At 67.1% G+C, this 16,579-nt stretch carries 9 protein-coding genes, 1 pseudogene and 2 riboswitches; of the genes and pseudogenes, 7 read left to right on the top strand and 3 right to left on the bottom strand.

The features are described 5' to 3' along the window. Positions 1 to 243: 243 nt before the first annotated feature. Positions 244 to 1,662, bottom strand: coding sequence for a HAMP domain-containing sensor histidine kinase (locus tag BLW78_RS01160; protein WP_091675878.1), 1,419 nt, complete (start codon positions 1,660 to 1,662; stop codon positions 244 to 246). Further along, positions 1,655 to 2,332 carry a response regulator transcription factor gene (locus BLW78_RS01155; protein WP_020091096.1) on the bottom strand — a complete coding sequence of 226 codons (678 nt, stop codon included), beginning with the start codon at positions 2,330 to 2,332 and terminating at the stop codon, positions 1,655 to 1,657. The genes BLW78_RS01160 and BLW78_RS01155 overlap by 8 nt, the downstream gene beginning before the upstream one ends. Before the next feature lie 246 nt (positions 2,333 to 2,578). Between BLW78_RS01155 and BLW78_RS01150 the strand changes: the two genes are divergently transcribed. The 3 genes from BLW78_RS01150 (at position 2,579) to BLW78_RS01140 (ending at position 7,325) form a co-directional block, all read left to right on the top strand. Next, positions 2,579 to 2,776 carry a polyhydroxyalkanoate synthesis regulator DNA-binding domain-containing protein gene (locus BLW78_RS01150; RefSeq protein WP_091675875.1) on the top strand — a complete coding sequence of 66 codons (198 nt, stop codon included), beginning with the start codon at positions 2,579 to 2,581 and terminating at the stop codon, positions 2,774 to 2,776. A gap of 175 nt (positions 2,777 to 2,951) precedes the next feature. Beyond that, positions 2,952 to 4,166: an efflux RND transporter periplasmic adaptor subunit gene (locus BLW78_RS01145; protein WP_244526702.1), complete on the top strand. Its 1,215-nt coding sequence runs from the start codon at positions 2,952 to 2,954 to the stop codon at positions 4,164 to 4,166. Positions 4,167 to 4,175: 9 nt separating this feature from the next. Next, positions 4,176 to 7,325 carry an efflux RND transporter permease subunit gene (locus tag BLW78_RS01140; RefSeq protein ID WP_091675869.1) on the top strand — a complete coding sequence of 1,050 codons (3,150 nt, stop codon included), beginning with the start codon at positions 4,176 to 4,178 and terminating at the stop codon, positions 7,323 to 7,325. A 319-nt stretch (positions 7,326 to 7,644) separates the two neighbouring features. On the opposite strand, the pseudogene BLW78_RS01135 reads toward BLW78_RS01140, so the two are convergent. Beyond that, a pseudogene (locus tag BLW78_RS01135) lies at positions 7,645 to 8,809 on the bottom strand (IS3 family transposase). 826 nt (positions 8,810 to 9,635) lie between these two features. Beyond that, a riboswitch (cobalamin riboswitch) is annotated at positions 9,636 to 9,831 on the top strand. 113 nt (positions 9,832 to 9,944) lie between these two features. Here BLW78_RS01135 and BLW78_RS01130 point away from each other — a divergent pair. The 4 genes from BLW78_RS01130 to BLW78_RS01120 all read left to right on the top strand — a co-directional run bounded on the left by BLW78_RS01130 (position 9,945) and on the right by BLW78_RS01120 (position 16,575). Continuing rightward, complete coding sequence (locus BLW78_RS01130; protein WP_244526701.1) at positions 9,945 to 12,071, top strand: TonB-dependent siderophore receptor; 2,127 nt, start codon at positions 9,945 to 9,947, stop codon at positions 12,069 to 12,071. Beyond that, entirely contained in the window at positions 12,071 to 13,252 is a 1,182-nt protein-coding gene (locus BLW78_RS01125) for an acetyltransferase domain-containing protein (RefSeq protein ID WP_091675863.1), read from the top strand. The genes BLW78_RS01130 and BLW78_RS01125 overlap by 1 nt, the downstream gene beginning before the upstream one ends. Before the next feature lie 418 nt (positions 13,253 to 13,670). Then, the gene (locus tag BLW78_RS30865; RefSeq protein ID WP_139307665.1) at positions 13,671 to 14,132 is read left to right on the top strand and encodes a hypothetical protein; all 462 of its coding nucleotides are present in this window, start codon (positions 13,671 to 13,673) and stop codon (positions 14,130 to 14,132) included. Positions 14,133 to 14,276: 144 nt separating this feature from the next. Further along, a riboswitch (cobalamin riboswitch) is annotated at positions 14,277 to 14,486 on the top strand. A gap of 118 nt (positions 14,487 to 14,604) precedes the next feature. Next, the gene (locus tag BLW78_RS01120) at positions 14,605 to 16,575 is read left to right on the top strand and encodes a TonB-dependent receptor plug domain-containing protein (RefSeq protein ID WP_091675861.1); all 1,971 of its coding nucleotides are present in this window, start codon (positions 14,605 to 14,607) and stop codon (positions 16,573 to 16,575) included. Positions 16,576 to 16,579: the final 4 nt, after the last annotated feature.

Raw genomic sequence — 16,579 nt, 5'->3', positions numbered from 1 at the left:
CCACAGCGCCGTGAACACAGAGCGCTCAGTGGCGAAGCTCTGCAGGACCGGCACGAACGCGCCCCGCTCGACCTAGTGACCGGCCAGGTCACCACCACGACGCGCTCTTCTGAACGTCCAAGATGGGTGGATCTGAAACGGCCCGCTTTCGACTGGCATAGACATGGAAGCAGACGTGCCGCGACGCTTCTTGATACGCGAGCCCATTGGCAGATCATTTAGCGGGCAGGGCCAGAAATTCATTCAAGAATTGACAAGCGGACCTTTTCTCGAAGCCGTCCAATAAGCAGAAGACGTGCGGTCTTCGATGGTCAAATTCGGGAACGTCATCGCGAAACGGCAACCACCCTTTTCCGACGTGCGAACACTCACGCTTGCGGCGTGAATCTTGGCGATGGCGGCGACCAGGCTGAGGCCAAGGCCGTTGCCGGGGGTCTGGCGGGACATCTCGGCGCGGTAGAAGCGGCGGAAGACCTTCTCGTGCTCGCTCGCCGGCAGGCCTGGGCCGGTATCCTCCACGGCCACCTCGATCGCTTGGCCGGTCCAGGCGACCCCGACCCGGACGGTCCCTCTGGGGGGCGTGAACTTCACGGCGTTGTCGATGAGGTTCGACAGGGCCTCGAAGCAGAGGTCCCGGTCGCCGTGGACGGTGAAAGGCCCCACCGCCGACAGGACGAGCCGGACGCCCCTCTCTTCAGCCTCGGGCTCGAAGAAATCGACCGCCGCAGCGGCGACCTCCCCGAGGTCGACCGGCGCGAAGGCGGTCCGGCGGCCCTCCTCCATCGCGCCGATCCGAAGCACGGCCGTCACCATCGCGAGTGTCTGGTCGATCCAGGCGAGGCCCTGATCGATCGCCTCGTGCAATTCCGCCACCGTTCGCGCCTGCGCCCGGCTGCGTTCCAGCCGGGCCCGCAGGCGGGTCAACGGCGTCCGCAGGTCGTGGGCGACGGCATCGCCGACGCTGCGGACTTCGCCCATCAGTTGCTCGATCTCGTCGAGCATGCGGTTCACGTTGGCGGCAAGGCGGTCGAACTCATCGCCCCGGCCTCCGACCGGCAGGCGCTTGCCGAGGTTGCCGCGCATCACCTCGGCGAGCGCCACCTCGGTGGCGGCGAACCGCCTGCGGCCCCGGCGGGCGAGGACGAGGCCGCCGATCCCGGAGAGCGCCAGCATCGGCAGTAGCCCGAGGCCGAGCGCCCGCAGCGTCGTGACCCGCACCCGGTCGATGTCGTCGGTGTCGTGGGCGATCACCACCGTGCCGCCACCGGGCAGCGCCAGGGCCGCGGCCCAGATCTCGTCGGCGAGGCTGCGGCCCCCGACCTCCACCGTGGCGTTCACCCGGTAGGCATCCCCGTCCCGCGGCAGCCCCTTCGGCATCGCATCGAGGTTACCCGCGCGCCGGACGCCGTCCGGAGCGAAGTCGCCGCCATAGTGCCGGGCATGCGGGTCCATGGCGGTCCAGGTGTCGACCCGCAACGCCGTGGCGGCGGGGTCGGCGGCGGCCGCGCGGACTTCCAGCCGCAGGGTCTCGGCGAGTTCCTCCCGCAGGTAGGAGGCCGTCTGCCAGTAGATGAAGGCGAACATCGTCAGGGCGAGAAGCACCGACCACAGGGCGATCCCCACCGCCCACCGCAGGGTGGTCGAGCGCAGGAGGTCAGTCATCGGGCGTGAGGGTGAAACCGACGCCGCGGACGTTCTGGATCAGGGGCGCCTCCCCGGCCGCCTCAAGCTTGCGGCGCAGGCGGCCGAGATGGACGTCGATGAGGTTCGATTTCGGGGTAAAGCGGTAGTTCCAGACCTCCTCGAACAGCATCGCCCGTGTGACGATCCGACCGGGCGCGCGCATCAGATAGGCGAGGAGCTTGAGTTCCCGAGGCAGGAGGTCGAGGTCGCGCGCGCCGCGCCGGCCCGTCCCGGCGATCAGATCGATCTCCAGGCTTCCGACCCGCAGCAGCGTCTCGCGGGTGTCGACCGGGCGGCGGAGCAGCGCCTCGATCCGTGCGGCGAGTTCGCCGAGCGCGAAGGGCTTGGCGAGGTAGTCGTCGCCACCGGCCCGGAGGCCGCGGATGCGCTCGTCGACGTCGCCGAGCGCGCTCAGGACGAGGGCCGGTGTCCGGTCCCCGTCCCGGCGCAGGTCCTGCAGCACGCCGAGCCCGTCCTGGCCGGGCAGCATCCGGTCGAGGATGATCGCGTCCCAGCCGCCCTGCCGCGCCGAGCGTGCGCCGTCCGGCCCGGTCGCGGCCCAGGCGACCTCGTGGCCGCGCCCGCGCAGGTCGTCGCGCACGTCCCCGGCCGTGTCCCCGTCGTCCTCGATCAGCAGCAGCCTCGCCACGTGAACCCGGTCCTCCCGCGTTGCCAGTGTGTCGCATGTCGGCCCTGCGGTCTGCGCGAGGAAGCGACTGTGAACCAGAATTTAGTGGCGCCCCATCGGCTTCGTCCAATTTATTAGAATGACTCTAGCGCGCACCTCGGGCCCTGTTCGGCTGGGCGCGATCCTCAGCGGGCTCCTCCGATGTTGTTCCTGCTACGCCGCTTCCCCGCATCCGCCGCGATCCCCCACCGCTGAGGGAGTCCACACATGCCCCGGAAGCGGCGGCCCCGCCGCCTCATCAACCGTTACGCCCAGAGCCGGCTCTACGACGTCGAGACCCGCACCTATGTCTCCGTCGAACGCCTGCGGGAATGGCGCGGCGAGGGCTTCGAGGTTGTGATCCGCGAGGTCGAGACCGGGCGCTTCGTCAGCGACGAGGTGCTCCCCACCGGCTTCGACGCATGAACCTCATCCGCGGAGCGTCCGGCCCGACCGGTCGGCAAGCTGCCTGTCCATGTCGCTGAACACCGAAGCGTCCGCGCCCCCCGCGGAGGTCTCCGAGGCATCCGAGACCGATGGCTTCGGGCGCGGGGATGCCTCCGCGCCGGCTCCGATTGTGAGCCGGAGCCGCGCGCCGCGAGTGCTGCTCATCCTGGCGGTGCTGGCCGCCGTGGCCTTCGCGGGCTGGACCTATCGCGGCCCACTCCTCGCCGGCCTTGGCCTCGCCCCGCCCGCGGTCCCCGAGGCGAAGGCGGACCGTTCCGACGACGCCCCGGCGAACCCCGATCTCGTCACCCTCGACGGGGCGGGGCAGACGCGGATCGGCTTGGCCTTCGGCACGGCGGAGACCCGCCGGATCGTGCTCCCGGTGCGGGCGCCGGGCACCGTCGCCTTCGACGAGCGGCGGGTGACGCATCTCAAGCCGCGCACGCAGGGACGTGTACTGAGCCTCGCCGTCCAGCCCGGAGACCGGGTGACGGCGGGGCAGACGCTCGCGACCCTCGATGCCGCCGGCCTCCTCGACGCCCGCAACGGGCTTCAGGCGGCTGAAGCCGCCCTCGGCGAGGCGCGGGCCTCCGAGGCGGTGGCGGCGCTCCAGGTGAAGCGTGGGCTGGAGCAGCTGAAATTCGGGGGCGTGGCGCAAGCCGAGGTCGAGCGGCGGCAGGTCGATCTCGCCAAGGCACAGGCGGCGGTGAAATCTGCGCAGGCGAACGCGGAGATGTACCGGGCGCAGTACCAGCGCCTCGCCCCGGCCGAGGGCGCCGCGCCGGGCACCAGCGCCGTGGTCACGCCGATTGCCGGCGTGGTGACGAGCGTCGGCATCACCCTGGGCGAGGTCGTCGATACCGGGCGCGACGCCTTCACGGTGGCCGATCCCACCCGTGTCGTCGTGCTGGCGAACCTCTACGGGGCCGACATCTCCCGGGTGAAGGCCGGGGATGCGGTCTCGGTGGAGAGCCCGGTGCCCGGCCATCCGCCCTTCGAGGGCCATGTCCGCTCGGTCAACGCCGCCCTCGATCCGGCGACGAACACGGCGCCGGCGCGGATCGAACTCGACAACCCGCAGGAGCTCCTGCGCGCCAACCTTTTCGTCTCGGTGACGGTCGGGGCTGATCTCGGTCGCGACGGCGTGACCATCCCGGCGGCGGCCGTGCAGCAGACGGACACCGGCCCCATCGCCTTCGTGCGCACGGCCCCGGACAGGTTCGAGCGGCGGGCCCTGACGCTGGGCATCCAGCGCACCGACTGGGTGGAGGTGCGCCGAGGCGTGGCGGCGGGTGAGAGTGTTGCGACCGCGGGCAGCTTCGGCCTGAAGGCCATCCTGCTGCGCAGCCTTCTCGGCTCGACGGATTGAGCGCCGGCGATGAAGAGCTGGTTCGCCATCCTGGTCCGCCGCCGCTTCCTCGTGCTGATGATCGCGCTGGCCGCGGCGGCGGGCGGAGCCGCTAACCTCGAAGGTCTCTCGATCGACGCGGTGCCGGACATCTCGCCGAAGCAGGTGATGATCCTCACCCTGTCGCCGGGGCTCGGCCCCCTGGAGGTCGAGCGGCTCGTCACCTTTCCTGTCGAGAACGCGATGGCCGGCGCGCCGGGGCTCTCCAACGTCCGCTCGACGTCCCGGGCCGGCGTCTCGGCGGTCTACGTCACCTTCGACGAATCCGTGTCGGTCACAGCGGCGCGGGCGGAGGTATTCCAGCGCCTGCCCCAGGCCAAGAGCCTGATGCCCGCCGGAGTCGGCGATCCGCAGATGGGTCCGATGGCGACCGGGCTCGGCGAGATCTACCAGTTCGAGCTGCGCGGGCCCGCCTACACGCCGATGCAGCTCAAGCGCATCCTGCAATGGACCATCGCGCCGAAGCTGAAGCTCACCCCCGGAATCGCCGACGTGAACATCTACGGCGGCCAGATGCCGACCGAGGAGGTCCGCGTCTCGGCGGACGCGCTGCGCCGCTACGGCGTGACGCTGGCCCAGGTCTACACGGCGCTCGCCGAGAACAACGCCGCCCGGGGCGGCGCCTACATCGAGCACAACGACCAGCAGGAGACGATCCGCGGCCTCGGCCTCGCCAAGGGCCCGGAGGACATCGCGAACATCGTCGTCGCGACGGGCCCCGGCGGCGTGCCGGTGACGCTCGGCACGCTGGGCACGGTGCAGGAGGCCCCCAAGGTCCGGCTCGGCGCCGTCACCCACGACGCGGAAGGCGAGACCGTCGTCGGCATCGCGATGATGCGCTACGGCGAGAATGCCAGCGCCGTGGTCGCGGAGGTGAAGAAGACGATCGCCGCCCTGCGCCAGCAACTGCCGCCGGGGGTCGAGATCGTCCCGTTCTACGACCGCAGCGCGCTGGTGGACCGCACCATCCGCACGGTGGAGCACAACCTCCTCGAGGGGGCGGTGCTGGTGATCGTGGTGCTGCTCCTGCTGCTCGGCAACCTGCGCGCAGGGCTGATCGTCGCCGCCGCGATCCCGCTCTCGATGCTGATGGCGTTTGCCGGGATGCGGCTGCTCGGCCTGTCGGGCAACCTGATGAGCCTCGGGGCGATCGATTTCGGGCTGATCGTCGACGGCGCGGTGGTGATGATCGAGAACGTGCTCCGCGCCCGGGGCGAGCACCCGGACCGCCCGGCCCACGACGTGATCCGCGACGCCGCCGCCGAGGTGGCCCGCCCGGTGATCTTCGCGGTGGCGATCATCATCATCGTGTACGTCCCGATCCTCGCGCTGGAAGGCGTGGCCGGCAAGATGTTCGCCCCGATGGCGCTCACGGTGATCCTGGCGCTCGCCTCGTCGCTCGTCGTCACCCTGATCCTGATGCCGGCGCTCGCGGCGCTCTTTCTCGCCGGGCGCGGTGTCAATGAGCGCGAGACGCGTCTCGTCCACGCGGTGCGGGGTGTCTACACGCCGGTGCTGCGCTGGGCCGAGCGGCACGCGCTCGCCACCGTGCTCACGACGGTCGCCCTGTTCGCCGGCTCCTGCGCGATGGCCACGCGTCTCGGGGGCGAGTTCCTGCCGAAGCTGTCGGAGGGCTCGATCGTCATCACCTCCGAGAAGCTGCCCGGCATCGCGCTGAACGCCTCGCTCGCCACCGTCACCCGCATCGAGCGGGTGCTGAAATCCTTCCCCGAGGTGAAGCGGATCGTCTCCCTCACCGGGAGCGCCGAGATCCCGACCGACCCGATGGGCGTCGAATCGACTGACAGCTTCATCACCCTGACCGACCCCTCGACCTGGAGGACCGCCGACAGCCAGGAAGGGCTCGTCGCGGCCTTCGACAAGCGCCTCCGGGAGGAGGTGCCGGGCGTCGCCTACAGCTTCTCGCAGCCGATCCAGATGCGGATGGACGACCTCTTGGAGGGCGTGCGCGGCGACGTCGCGATCAACCTCTACGGCGACGATCTGAGGGTCCTGAAGGACACGGCCGATTCCATCGTGCGGGTGGTCTCAGGCATTCAGGGCGCGGCGGACGTGAAGGCCGAGGCGCAGGCCGGGATGCCTGCGCTCTCGATCCGGGTCGACCGGGTCAAGGCCGCCCGCTACGGGATCAACGTCTCGGACGTGCTCGACGTGGTCGAGAGCATCGGCGGGCGCACCGCCGGCATGGTCTACGGCGACGACAATTCCATCACCGACATCGTGGTCCGGCTCGACCCGGCCGACCGCAGCGACATCGAGCGCATCCGCGCCCTGCCGGTGGGGCGGCCGCGCAAGGAGACCGGTCCCGCCATGACGGTGCCGCTCGCGATGGTGGCCTCGGTGGAGGTCACCTCCGGCCCGGCCCAGATCAGCCGCGAGCGGCTGCAGCGGCGGATCTCGATCCAGGCCAACGTCCGCGGCCGCGACGTGCAGAGCTTCGTGGACGCCGCGCAGAAGGCCGTGTCCGATCAGGTGAAGTTGCCGCCCCGCTACGCGCTGCAATGGAGTGGCCAGTACCAGAACCTGCAGGAGGCTACCGCCCGCCTCTCGGTGGTGGTGCCGGCGGCGCTGGCGGGGATCCTCGTCCTCCTCGTCGTGATGTTCAGCGACATCCGCCGCGCCGGGCTGATCTTCCTCAACGTGCCGATGGCCGCGACGGGGGGCATCCTTGCCCTCTCTGTGCGCGACATGCCGTTCTCGATCTCGGCGGCGATCGGCTTCATCGCGACCTTCGGCATCGCGATCCTGAACGGCGTGGTGCTGACGAGCACCATCCGCGACCTCGAAGCTTCCGGCCTGGACCCGCGGGAGGCGGCCACCCGGGCGGCCGAGAGGCGCCTGCGCCCGGTGATGATGACGGCCCTTGTCGCAGCGCTCGGCTTCCTGCCGATGGCGCTCTCGACCAGCGCGGGTGCGGAAGTGCAGCGCCCGCTCGCCACGGTGGTGATCGGCGGCCTGATCACCGCGACGCTGCTGACGCTCGTCGTTCTTCCCGCCGTCTATCCGGTGATCGCGACGTTGCGCCTGCCCTTCGGCAGGGTGAGCAAGCGACGGCATTCGAAGCCCCGCCAGCGGATGCAGCAGGGGACCGGTCGATGAGCGCACTCACGGCGACGGCTGCGTTCGCCGGGGGGGCGAGAGTACCGACGTTGCTCGCGACATAAACTGCTCGAGGTCACGAGTTCGCCGCGTTGAACTGCTTCGAACAGGGAATCTCAGGTACAGTCGCCGCCGACTTCGATGGCTACCGACCGTGCGCGGCCGGTCGCAGATGACCGCCTTGAGCGAAAGCTTGGCCGCGATCCGGGCGGCCGGCATGGGTCGCCAGCGGAACGTCCACATATGCCCCCATCTTCATAGCCTCGGTTCGGGCGTCTCCTTGACCTGACCGGTATTTTGGACCGAGCCGATTGCGAGACTACTGCATGGTGGCGGCCATGGGGAGCCGGAAGGCCAGATCTGGGAAGCTGACAGGCGCAGGTGGCCGATAGCCAATCGACGAATGCGGTCGGACGCGGCTGTAGGTAGATTGCCATCGACCAATCACGATCTGCGCCTCCTTCAGCAAGTAGAAGATCTCTTGGTGTGGGCACTCGTCGCGCAGCCTGCCGTTGAAGCTCTCACAGTACACGTTCTACCACGGCGAGCCGGGTGCGATGTACTGAATCTGTGGCCCCGTCCTGGCGACCCACTGGCGCAGCGCCTTCGAGATCAGCTCGGGGCCGTTATCGCAGCGGATGTGCTCCGGGATGCCGTGCAGGCACATCGCATCGGCCAGCGTCTCGATCACACCTACGCTGTTGATGCGTCGGGCCACCTTCAGCGCCAGGCATGTCCGACTGTGCTCGTCGATCAGCGTCAGGACGCGCAAGCTGCGCCCGTCATGTGTCTGCGCCTGCACGAAGTCGAAGCTCCCCACATAGCTGCGGCAGAGCGGCCGTAGTTGCACGCATGAGCCGTCGGTCAGCCAGAGACGGCTGCGCGGCCGGTGCTCTTGGGGGACCTTCAGCCCCTCGCGAGGCCAGATGCCCTCGTCCTGAGGTTCTCGAAGGATGAACCCGATCCTTGCCCACCGGCCAGCCGTCTGCCTGCAGCAGCGCGGTGACACGGCGGTATCTGTCGCGCCCGTACTCGGACGCCAGGGCCATGATGGCGCGGGTCAGCGCATCCGCGTCGGCCGGCAGCGTGGGCACGTAGGGCTGCGTGCCCCGGTGCAGGCCGACGATCCGGCAGGCGTGACGTTCGCAAGAGGCGGTACTTCTCCCGGATGCCATCGACCGCCTGCCGGCGTCGCTCGAGGGCTACAAGTTTCCCGAGGCGACGTCCGCCAGTACCGGCTTTTCCAAAGACAGGTCCGCCACGAGCCGCCGTAACCGAGCGTTCTCGCGCTCCAACTGCTTCATTTTGCTGGCCTGGTCGACTTGGAGGCCGCCGTACTCCTTGCGCCAGCGTGAGTCGCTCTGCTCGGAGATCTCCGCCTCCTCGCACGCCAGCGCCAAGCTTTTGCCTTGTGCCGTCTGCACCTCGATCTGGCGCAGCTTCAGCACGACCTGCTCCCCGCTCGTCTTCTGACCTCGCCGCATGCCCGACGCCTTCGGTCCTGGCTGATCCTCTCAATCAGCCCGGTCCAAAGCCAGCCGGTCAGGTCACGAGACACCACCCATACTCGATGTGAGAAGATACTGGCTGACGCGCTCGGCGAGCATCTCGCGCTCGCCTATCAGCGTACCATCGGCAGTCGCGAGCCAAAACTCGCCGAGGTCGGCCTCTGACCAACTTGGCTACGCCGGCCCGGCCGATCGCGCGGAGCAGTACTCGGCGTTCTTCTGGGGCAAGATCGAGCCGGTCATCGGGGATGCGACTCGCCCTCTCACGCTGACTGTCGGTGGGCGGATCTGAACTCCCAATCTCTATAGTCATGTGTCCGGCAGCGAGCATGACCGCTGCCGCATGGGTCCTCGCCCCGGCTGCGCTATCAGAATGACTCTCGAAGAAATCGGCCTTGGTGATGATAGCGAGCAACGAGTTCGCCCTCGCGCGCGCGTGGGCACATCGTCCATCTACATCCGGTACAAGCCGTTTCGAAATGTGGGGCGCAACGTGGGCCCGCTACTGCAACCCCGTCAGAAGACTCAGTTAAATCAACGATTAAATTCAATTAAGTGGCGGAGAGGGGGGGATTCCGCCGTACGATCCAGAATTCCGTTCCGCAGCAATGACTTAGGCGATCCGCCTCGTCAACATGTGTACCACCACAATGGCCTGCGGGATGCGTCTCGGCAAGCGCTGGAAGCCCGCCTCAACGCAAGCTTCTGGGGACGGCTGAAACGGTGGAGCGCCCATTGGCGGATGGATCCTGGCGGTCCCCGGACCGATCATCGGCTCGCGTTGACTCACGGGTTCGTGAGGCTGTAGCTGGGCCGTGACGGTTCCCCTTCGGGGGATCAAAAGGGAACGCGGTGAGGGTGACAGCCCGATGCCGTGGCTGCCCCCGCAACTGTAAGCGGCGAGCCCTTCACCACCATGTCACTGGGTCACCCCGGGAAGACGGTGCGAGGGCGATGACCCGCGAGCCAGGAGACCTGCCGTCAGCCGTGGTCACACGCGAAACGCGTCGGGCGGGGTGTCCTGGCGGGTGTCGAAGCGCCCGCCTCGTGAGGCGGTCGCCCAGGCCTCGTTCGCGGTGACGTGCCACTGCCGTCCCGAGGTCCAAGGCCCGTGTCTCGTCCCACTCCGCAGTGGCGGCTTCGCGCATCCGTCGCATCGCTCGCGCTCGTCTCCCTTGGGCTGGCCCCAGCGACCGCCCAGGGCCCGCGGGCCGACCCCGCTCCGGCATCGGTCGTACTCGACCCGCTCTCGGTCGAAGGCAGCTACACCGCCGCCCCCACGTACCAGGTCAAGGATCTCTACAGCGGCACCAAGACGGTGACGCCGCGGCTCTCGCTGCCCCAGCAGGTCGACGTCGTGCCCCAGGAGGTCCTACGGGATACCGCCGCCACGCGCGTCGAGCGGGCCCTCGACTACGTGCCTGGCGTCGGCAAGCAGAACGACTTCGGAGCACAGAACCTCGCCCTCTACTCCGTGCGCGGCTTCGCCACCCAGGACATCTTCTTCAACGGCTTCAACATCGCCCGCGGCTACAACGGCGCGCCAGACACGCAGAACGTCCAGTCCATCGAGGTGCTCAAAGGGCCGAGCGGGGCACTGTACGGGCGCAGCGACCCGGGCGGCACCGTCAACATTCTGACCAAGCAGCCCGTGGCGCTGCCCTTCGTCGAGATGGGTACACTGTTCGGGAGCTTCGGCACGGCGCGCACCACCGTCGACGCCGGCGGACCGCTGAACGAGGAGGGCACCGTCCTCTACCGGTTCAACGGCGCGCTCGCCCGGCAGGACAGCTTTCGCGATTTCGTCGACGGCGACCGTGTCCTGGTCGCGCCCGTGGTGAGTTGGCTGATTAGCCCAGACACCAAGCTCACCGTCGAGGCGCAGTACCTTCGCAACCGTCAGACCTTCGACCGCGGGACGGTCGCGGTGAACAACCGCCTGGGCCTCGTCCCGCGCTCGCGATTCTTCGGTGAGCCGGGCGACGACTCGGTGTCAGAAGCCGGGATCCTGCAGATCCGCCTGGATCACGCCTTCAATGCCGACTGGCAGCTCAGGGTTGCCGGCCACTTCAACACCGGCAGCCTGACCGGCCTGCAGACCGGCGCGACCGGCCTCCTCGACGACGGCCGCACCCTGCTGCGCGAGTTCCGCCGGCACGACTTCACCTGGGGCGTCGCCATCGGGCAGGCCGAGCTCGTCGGGCACTTCGATACCGGGCCGTTCGCGCACACAGTGCTGCTCGGCCTTGAGCACGAGCGCTACAACAGCACCGAGAACCTGCTGCGCTCGACGCCGCGGCTCGACCCGTTCGCCATCGACCTGTTCAACCCGGTCTACGGCCAGCCCAAGCCGCCCTTCACGCGGCGCTACAGCGCGAGCGAGAACGTCGGGAACACCGCCATCTACGTGCAGGATCAGATTGCGCTCAGCCCGGAATGGAAGCTGCTCCTCGGCAACCGGACCGACTTCTACAACCAGACCTTCCGCGACAAGGTCGGTAACGAGCGCACGGAGCAGGACCGGACCGGCTTCTCGCCCCGCGCGGGTCTCGTCTACCAGCCGCTCTCCTTCCTTTCGTTCTACGGCAACGTGGCGGCCTCGTTCCGGCCCAATACCGGCTTCGACATCGCGACCCGACCCTTCGCCCCGGAGACCGGCTTCGGCTACGAGGCGGGCGTCAAGCTCGACCTCTTCACCAGCCTGAGCGTGACCGGCGCGGCCTTCCACATCGAGAAGGAGAACGTCCTCACGACCGACCCGCGGGACTTCTTCTTCCAGATCGCCGCCGGCGCGGTGCGCAGCCAGGGCTTCGACCTCAGCTTCGTCGGACAGGTAACGCCGGAGTTTCGGTTGATCGGGGGCTACGCCTTCATCGACGCCGCGGTGACCCGCGACGAGGTCCTGCGGGTCGGCTCGCCGCTACTCAACATCCCGCGCCACTCGGGCAGCCTGCTCGGCGTCTACGAGGTCCAGGCCGGCGACTGGAAGGGTTTCGGGTTCGGCGGAGGCGTCCGGGCCGTCGGCTCGCGTCTCGGGGACAGCGGCAACGAGCGGTTTCGGCTCCCCGGCTACGTGCTGACCGATGCCCTGGCCTACTACCGCTACGAGAACCTGCGCTTCGGGCTGAACGTCGATAACATCTTCGACGAGACCTACTACGAGCGCTCCTACAACGCCTTCTGGGTCGGCGTTGGCGAGCCTCGCCGGGTGACCATCAGCATGACGGCGCGGTTCTGATGGGCGTCCATCCGGGCACGCTGGACGCGGCGACCGAGGAATCGGCCAGGACCGGACGCATCGCCTCCATAGACGCCCTGCGCGGGCTGGTGATGGTGCTGATGCTTCTCGACCACCTGCGGGAAACCTGGTTCCTGCACGTGCCGGTCGCCGACCCGATGGATGCCAGGACCGCCCTGCCGGCCCTGTATCTCGCACGCCTCGCGGTCAGCCTGTGCGCGCCCATCTTCATCGTGCTGACGGGGGTGGCCGCGTATCTGTTCGGCACCCGGCACACGCTGGCGGAGACGCGCGCCTACCTCGTGAAGCGCGGCCTCGTCCTGATGGCGCTGGAGGTCTTCTACCTCTCGGAACTGTACTGGGGGGTGGCCAGCCCGACGCTGTGGCTTCAGGTGATCTGGTGCATCGGCGTATGCATGATCGTCCTGGCGGCGATGATCGGCCTTCCGCGCTCGTTTCTCATCGCGGTCGGGATGCTGCTCGTTTGCGGGCACAACCTCCTCGACCCGATCCACCTCCGGCCTGATGATCCCTTCTTCGCCGTCTGGACCATGCTGCACCAGCGCGACGTCATCGCGCTCCCATTCGGTCTGGTGGCCAAGACGACTTATCCGGTGCTTCCCTGGATCGGGGTCATCCTGCTCGGCTATGCCATCGGTCCGTGGTTCCTGCCCGGCGTCGCCACAGGTACGCGGGAGCGCCGTTTCGCTGCAGTTGGCATCACGATGCTGGTCGGTTTCGCGCTGCTGCGCTTGGCGAACGGCTACGGCGACAAGCCCTGGTTCGTCGTCGACGACAGCGCCATGCGGAGCGCGATGAGCTTCTTCGCGCTGACGAAGTACCCGCCCTCGCTGCTGTTCCTGCTCCTCACGCTCGGGATTGGGGCGCTATTGCTCGTCCTATTGGAACGCATGGGCGACCGCCCGGCCGTCGCCGCGCTGGCGGTGTTCGGCGGTGCGCCGCTCTTCTTCTACCTGCTTCACCTAACGGTTCTGCGGCTGCTCTATCACGGCGCGTTTGCGATTTGGGGTGCGACGCAGGGCACCGTGTTCACCGTAGCGGACTACGCGTGGGTTCTGGCGTGGTACGCTGGGCTGATCGTGCCCCTCTTCTTCCCGACCGCTTGGTTTTCGCGCATAAAGGCATCGCGGCGCGATATCGCTTGGCTTAAGTACCTTTAGTGTTAGATCTATTGTCCTTTACATACAGTTTTCTACGCTCAAAACAGAAAGTCCAGCTAATATTCGTTGCACATAGCGCCGATTTATAGCGTCTATGGCTTCTGATAAATCTCTGCGTGCAGAGACACACATGAAAGTAGGGTGATGCTCACATTTTGGAAATCTCGCACAAAATCGCCTCCGCGCCCACGAGTGCCTATGCTACGGGAAAAGAGATTATATTATCTTAGATCGCTGAAACTATTTGCAAGATTTGTGTATCAAAACGAGGCGCGCCTCGCAGATTTGCTCAAACAACACTCCAGAGGCGATGAGATTTCTAACACGTACAGCTCAGCAGTGTTCGTAACTCATCAACGTCACGGGCCAAAGCAAAGGCCTGGGCTTCCTTTGACAATGCAGTTAAGCGCCGGACCTTTTGGGAAACATTCGGTATACAAAGAGTGGAAAGCATGCGTTTGAAGAAGGTCTGTCTCTAGTCTACTCTATCGGACCAACAGGAGATATAGCAGTCATTCTCTACCCATTTCGAAGCGAGGTAAATTCTCCATTTGAAGACAGCATCCTACTGGGCGTTATTCCGCCCGATCAAGCAAAGCTTCAGAAGAGAATGTCTCGCGATGTGAAGGATTTTGTCGCATACGGCTATGTTACAGCACTCGATGCAAAGCCAACTCTTTCAGAACTCGCGAGAATATCCTATTTAAGATTTATAAAGCCAACTCACAGAGAGAAAAAATACACACCCTCGGCATCATCCGGCTTGATAGATAAGATTAAATCTGCCAGCATGAGCGGCATAGCATCAGGCTTGCTGAGGTTTATTACTCTCGCAGCCGCTGTATATCTGGGCGCTCGCTACGGTATCCAGACGAAATGATCAAACAAAGCTGCTGTCGGTGTGATCGGTCTCCGGCGTGTCTCCAATCCATCCACACGTGGTATCGAGATACCGGGCGATCCGTCATAAACGCCAGACATCTGAGCAACGTGTTCCTATACATTGACGGATAGGCACACCGCAGCCTAGCTTGGGCGTGACGGTTCCCCTCGGGGATCAAAAGGGAACGCGGTGAGGTCACGCCCGTGAGGGCTCAGCCGATGCCGCGGCTGCCCCCGCAACTGTAAGCGGCGAGTCCTTCATCACGACGTCACTGGGCGGCCTCGCCCGGGAAGACGATGAGAGGGCGACGACCCGCAAGCCAGGAGACCTGCCGTCAGCCGTGGTCACACGCGGAGCTTGCCGGGCGGGGTGTCCTGGGAGGTGTCGCGGCGCCGTGGTTCCCTTGAGGACGCGGCCGCCGAGGCCTCGTTCGCGGTGACGTGCCACAGCCGTCCCCCGAGGCCGTCCCGTGTCCTGTTTTGTTCCCTCTGCGCTCCGGCGCACGCTGGCGCTGTCCTGCGCCGCACCCGCATTGCTCGCCTCCATCCCCGCCCTCTCGCAGCAGGTCGCCGCGCCCTTCGCGGATGCCCAGGGAGGCGCCCAGGCCGCGGTCTCCCTGTCCGAGATCTCGGTCTCGGCCACCGGCGTGCCGACGCCGATCGCTAATACGGGATCGAGCGTCACCGTGCTCACCGACCGCCTGCTTCAGGAGCAGCAGCGCCGGACGGTGCCGGATGCCCTGCGGCAGGTGCCCGGCCTCAACGTCGTTCAGACCGGCGGCGCCGGCGGCCAGACCTCGGTCTTCATCCGCGGCACCAACTCGAACCACGTGAAGGTCCAGATCGACGGCATCGACGTCAACGACCCCTCGACCCCGAACCGCGCCTTCGACTTTAGCCAGTTGCAGACCTACGACCTCTCGCGGATCGAGGTGTTGCGCGGGCCCCAGAGCGGCCTCTACGGAGCCGACGCCATCGGCGGCGTGATCTCCGTCGTTACCAAGCGCGGCGAGGGGCCGGCCCGGGCGACGGCGACCGTCGAGGGCGGCTCGTTCGGCACCTTCAACCAGTTCGGCAACATCTCGGGTTCGGAGGGGATCTTCGACTACTCAGTGTCGGTCGGCCACATCCGGCAATCCGCCGTCCAGATCACGCCGTTCGAGTTGCTGCCCCGTGGCGTGCCGTTGCGGACCGCCTTCACCGACATCAAGACGGTCTCGACCAAGCTCGGCGCGCAGCTCACCGACGAGTTCCGCCTCAACTACGTCCTGCGCTTCTCCGATAGCGCCTATCTCGACCAGGCCGACGGCGGCTTCCCCTACGTGCCGCTTCCGTACCGGAACCTCAACGACCAGCAGCAACTGATCATGAGGGGCGAGGCCGAGTGGACGCCGGTGCCGGGCTTCCACAACGTCTTCGGGGCAAATTATTCTAAGTTCGACCGCCTGTTCGCCGGCCCGCTGGATCCCCTCGCGCCGCCGACGCCTACCACCTCCCTCGGGGAGCGAACCCGGTTCGACTACCGCGGCGACTGGCAGGTCTCTCCGGGCAACCTCGTCCTGTTCGGGGCCCAGCGCGAGGACGAGCGCTTCGAGACGACCGGCATCGATCGGTCCAACGGCAACACCGCCGGCTTCGCCGAGCTTCAGACCACCCCCTTTGCGGGAGCCGCGCTGGTCGCCAACATCCGCCACGACGCGAACGATCAGTTCGGCGGCGCGACCACCTACCGGGTGGCGCCGAGCTACATCGTGCCCGGCACCGGGACCCGCCTGAAGGGCAGCGTCGGGACCGGCTTCAAACCGCCGACTCTGAGCCAGCTCTATCAGGACTACCCGGGCTTCCGCTTCTTCGGGAACCCGAACCTGCGGCCGGAGGAGAGCTTCGGCTTCGACGGGGGCTTCGAACAGCCGCTGTTCGACGGGTTCATGACGGTGGGGGCGACCTACTACGAGACCGACTTCAAGAACCTCATCCAGACGACGTTCCTCCCGACCTTCTCCACCAACGTGAACGTCGGCCGGGCGACCGCCTACGGCACCGAGAGCTTCGTCGCCCTGCGCTTCAACGAGTTCTGGAGCGGACGGCTGGACTGGACCACCACGGTGACGAAGGACGAGATCGCACACCAGGAGCTGCTGCGCCGGCCACGCAACAAGGTCAGTGCGACCGCGATCTGGAACCTGATGCCGGGCCTGACCATGACCGGCACGCTCATCGTGCTGGGGTCGTTCGTGGACGGCAACCGGGACTTCTCCGTGCCCCGCCTGAAGGCTCCCGGCTTCACGCTGGTGAACCTGTCGGTCAACTACGCCTGGAGCGAGACACTGACGGTGTTCGGGCGGATCGATAACCTGTTCGACCAGCGCTACCAGAACCCCACCGGCTTCCAGGGCCCGGGGCTCGCCGTCTACGGCGGCGTCCGCGTGACGTCGTTTTGAGGTC

The organism is Methylobacterium sp. 275MFSha3.1, from assembly GCF_900108435.1.
Classification (GTDB): Bacteria; Pseudomonadota; Alphaproteobacteria; order Rhizobiales; family Beijerinckiaceae; genus Methylobacterium.
This window is presented reverse-complemented; position numbering and strand designations above follow the sequence as displayed.

Excerpts from the sequence above, each read along its gene's own strand:
- BLW78_RS01150 (WP_091675875.1), top strand. The coding sequence starts at position 2,579 with ATGCCCCGGAAGCGGCGGCCCCGCCGCCTCATCAACCGTTACGCCCAG.
- BLW78_RS01160 (WP_091675878.1), bottom strand. The coding sequence starts at position 1,662 with ATGACTGACCTCCTGCGCTCGACCACCCTGCGGTGGGCGGTGGGGATC.
- BLW78_RS01140 (WP_091675869.1), top strand. The coding sequence starts at position 4,176 with ATGAAGAGCTGGTTCGCCATCCTGGTCCGCCGCCGCTTCCTCGTGCTG.
- BLW78_RS01125 (WP_091675863.1), top strand. The coding sequence starts at position 12,071 with ATGGGCGTCCATCCGGGCACGCTGGACGCGGCGACCGAGGAATCGGCC.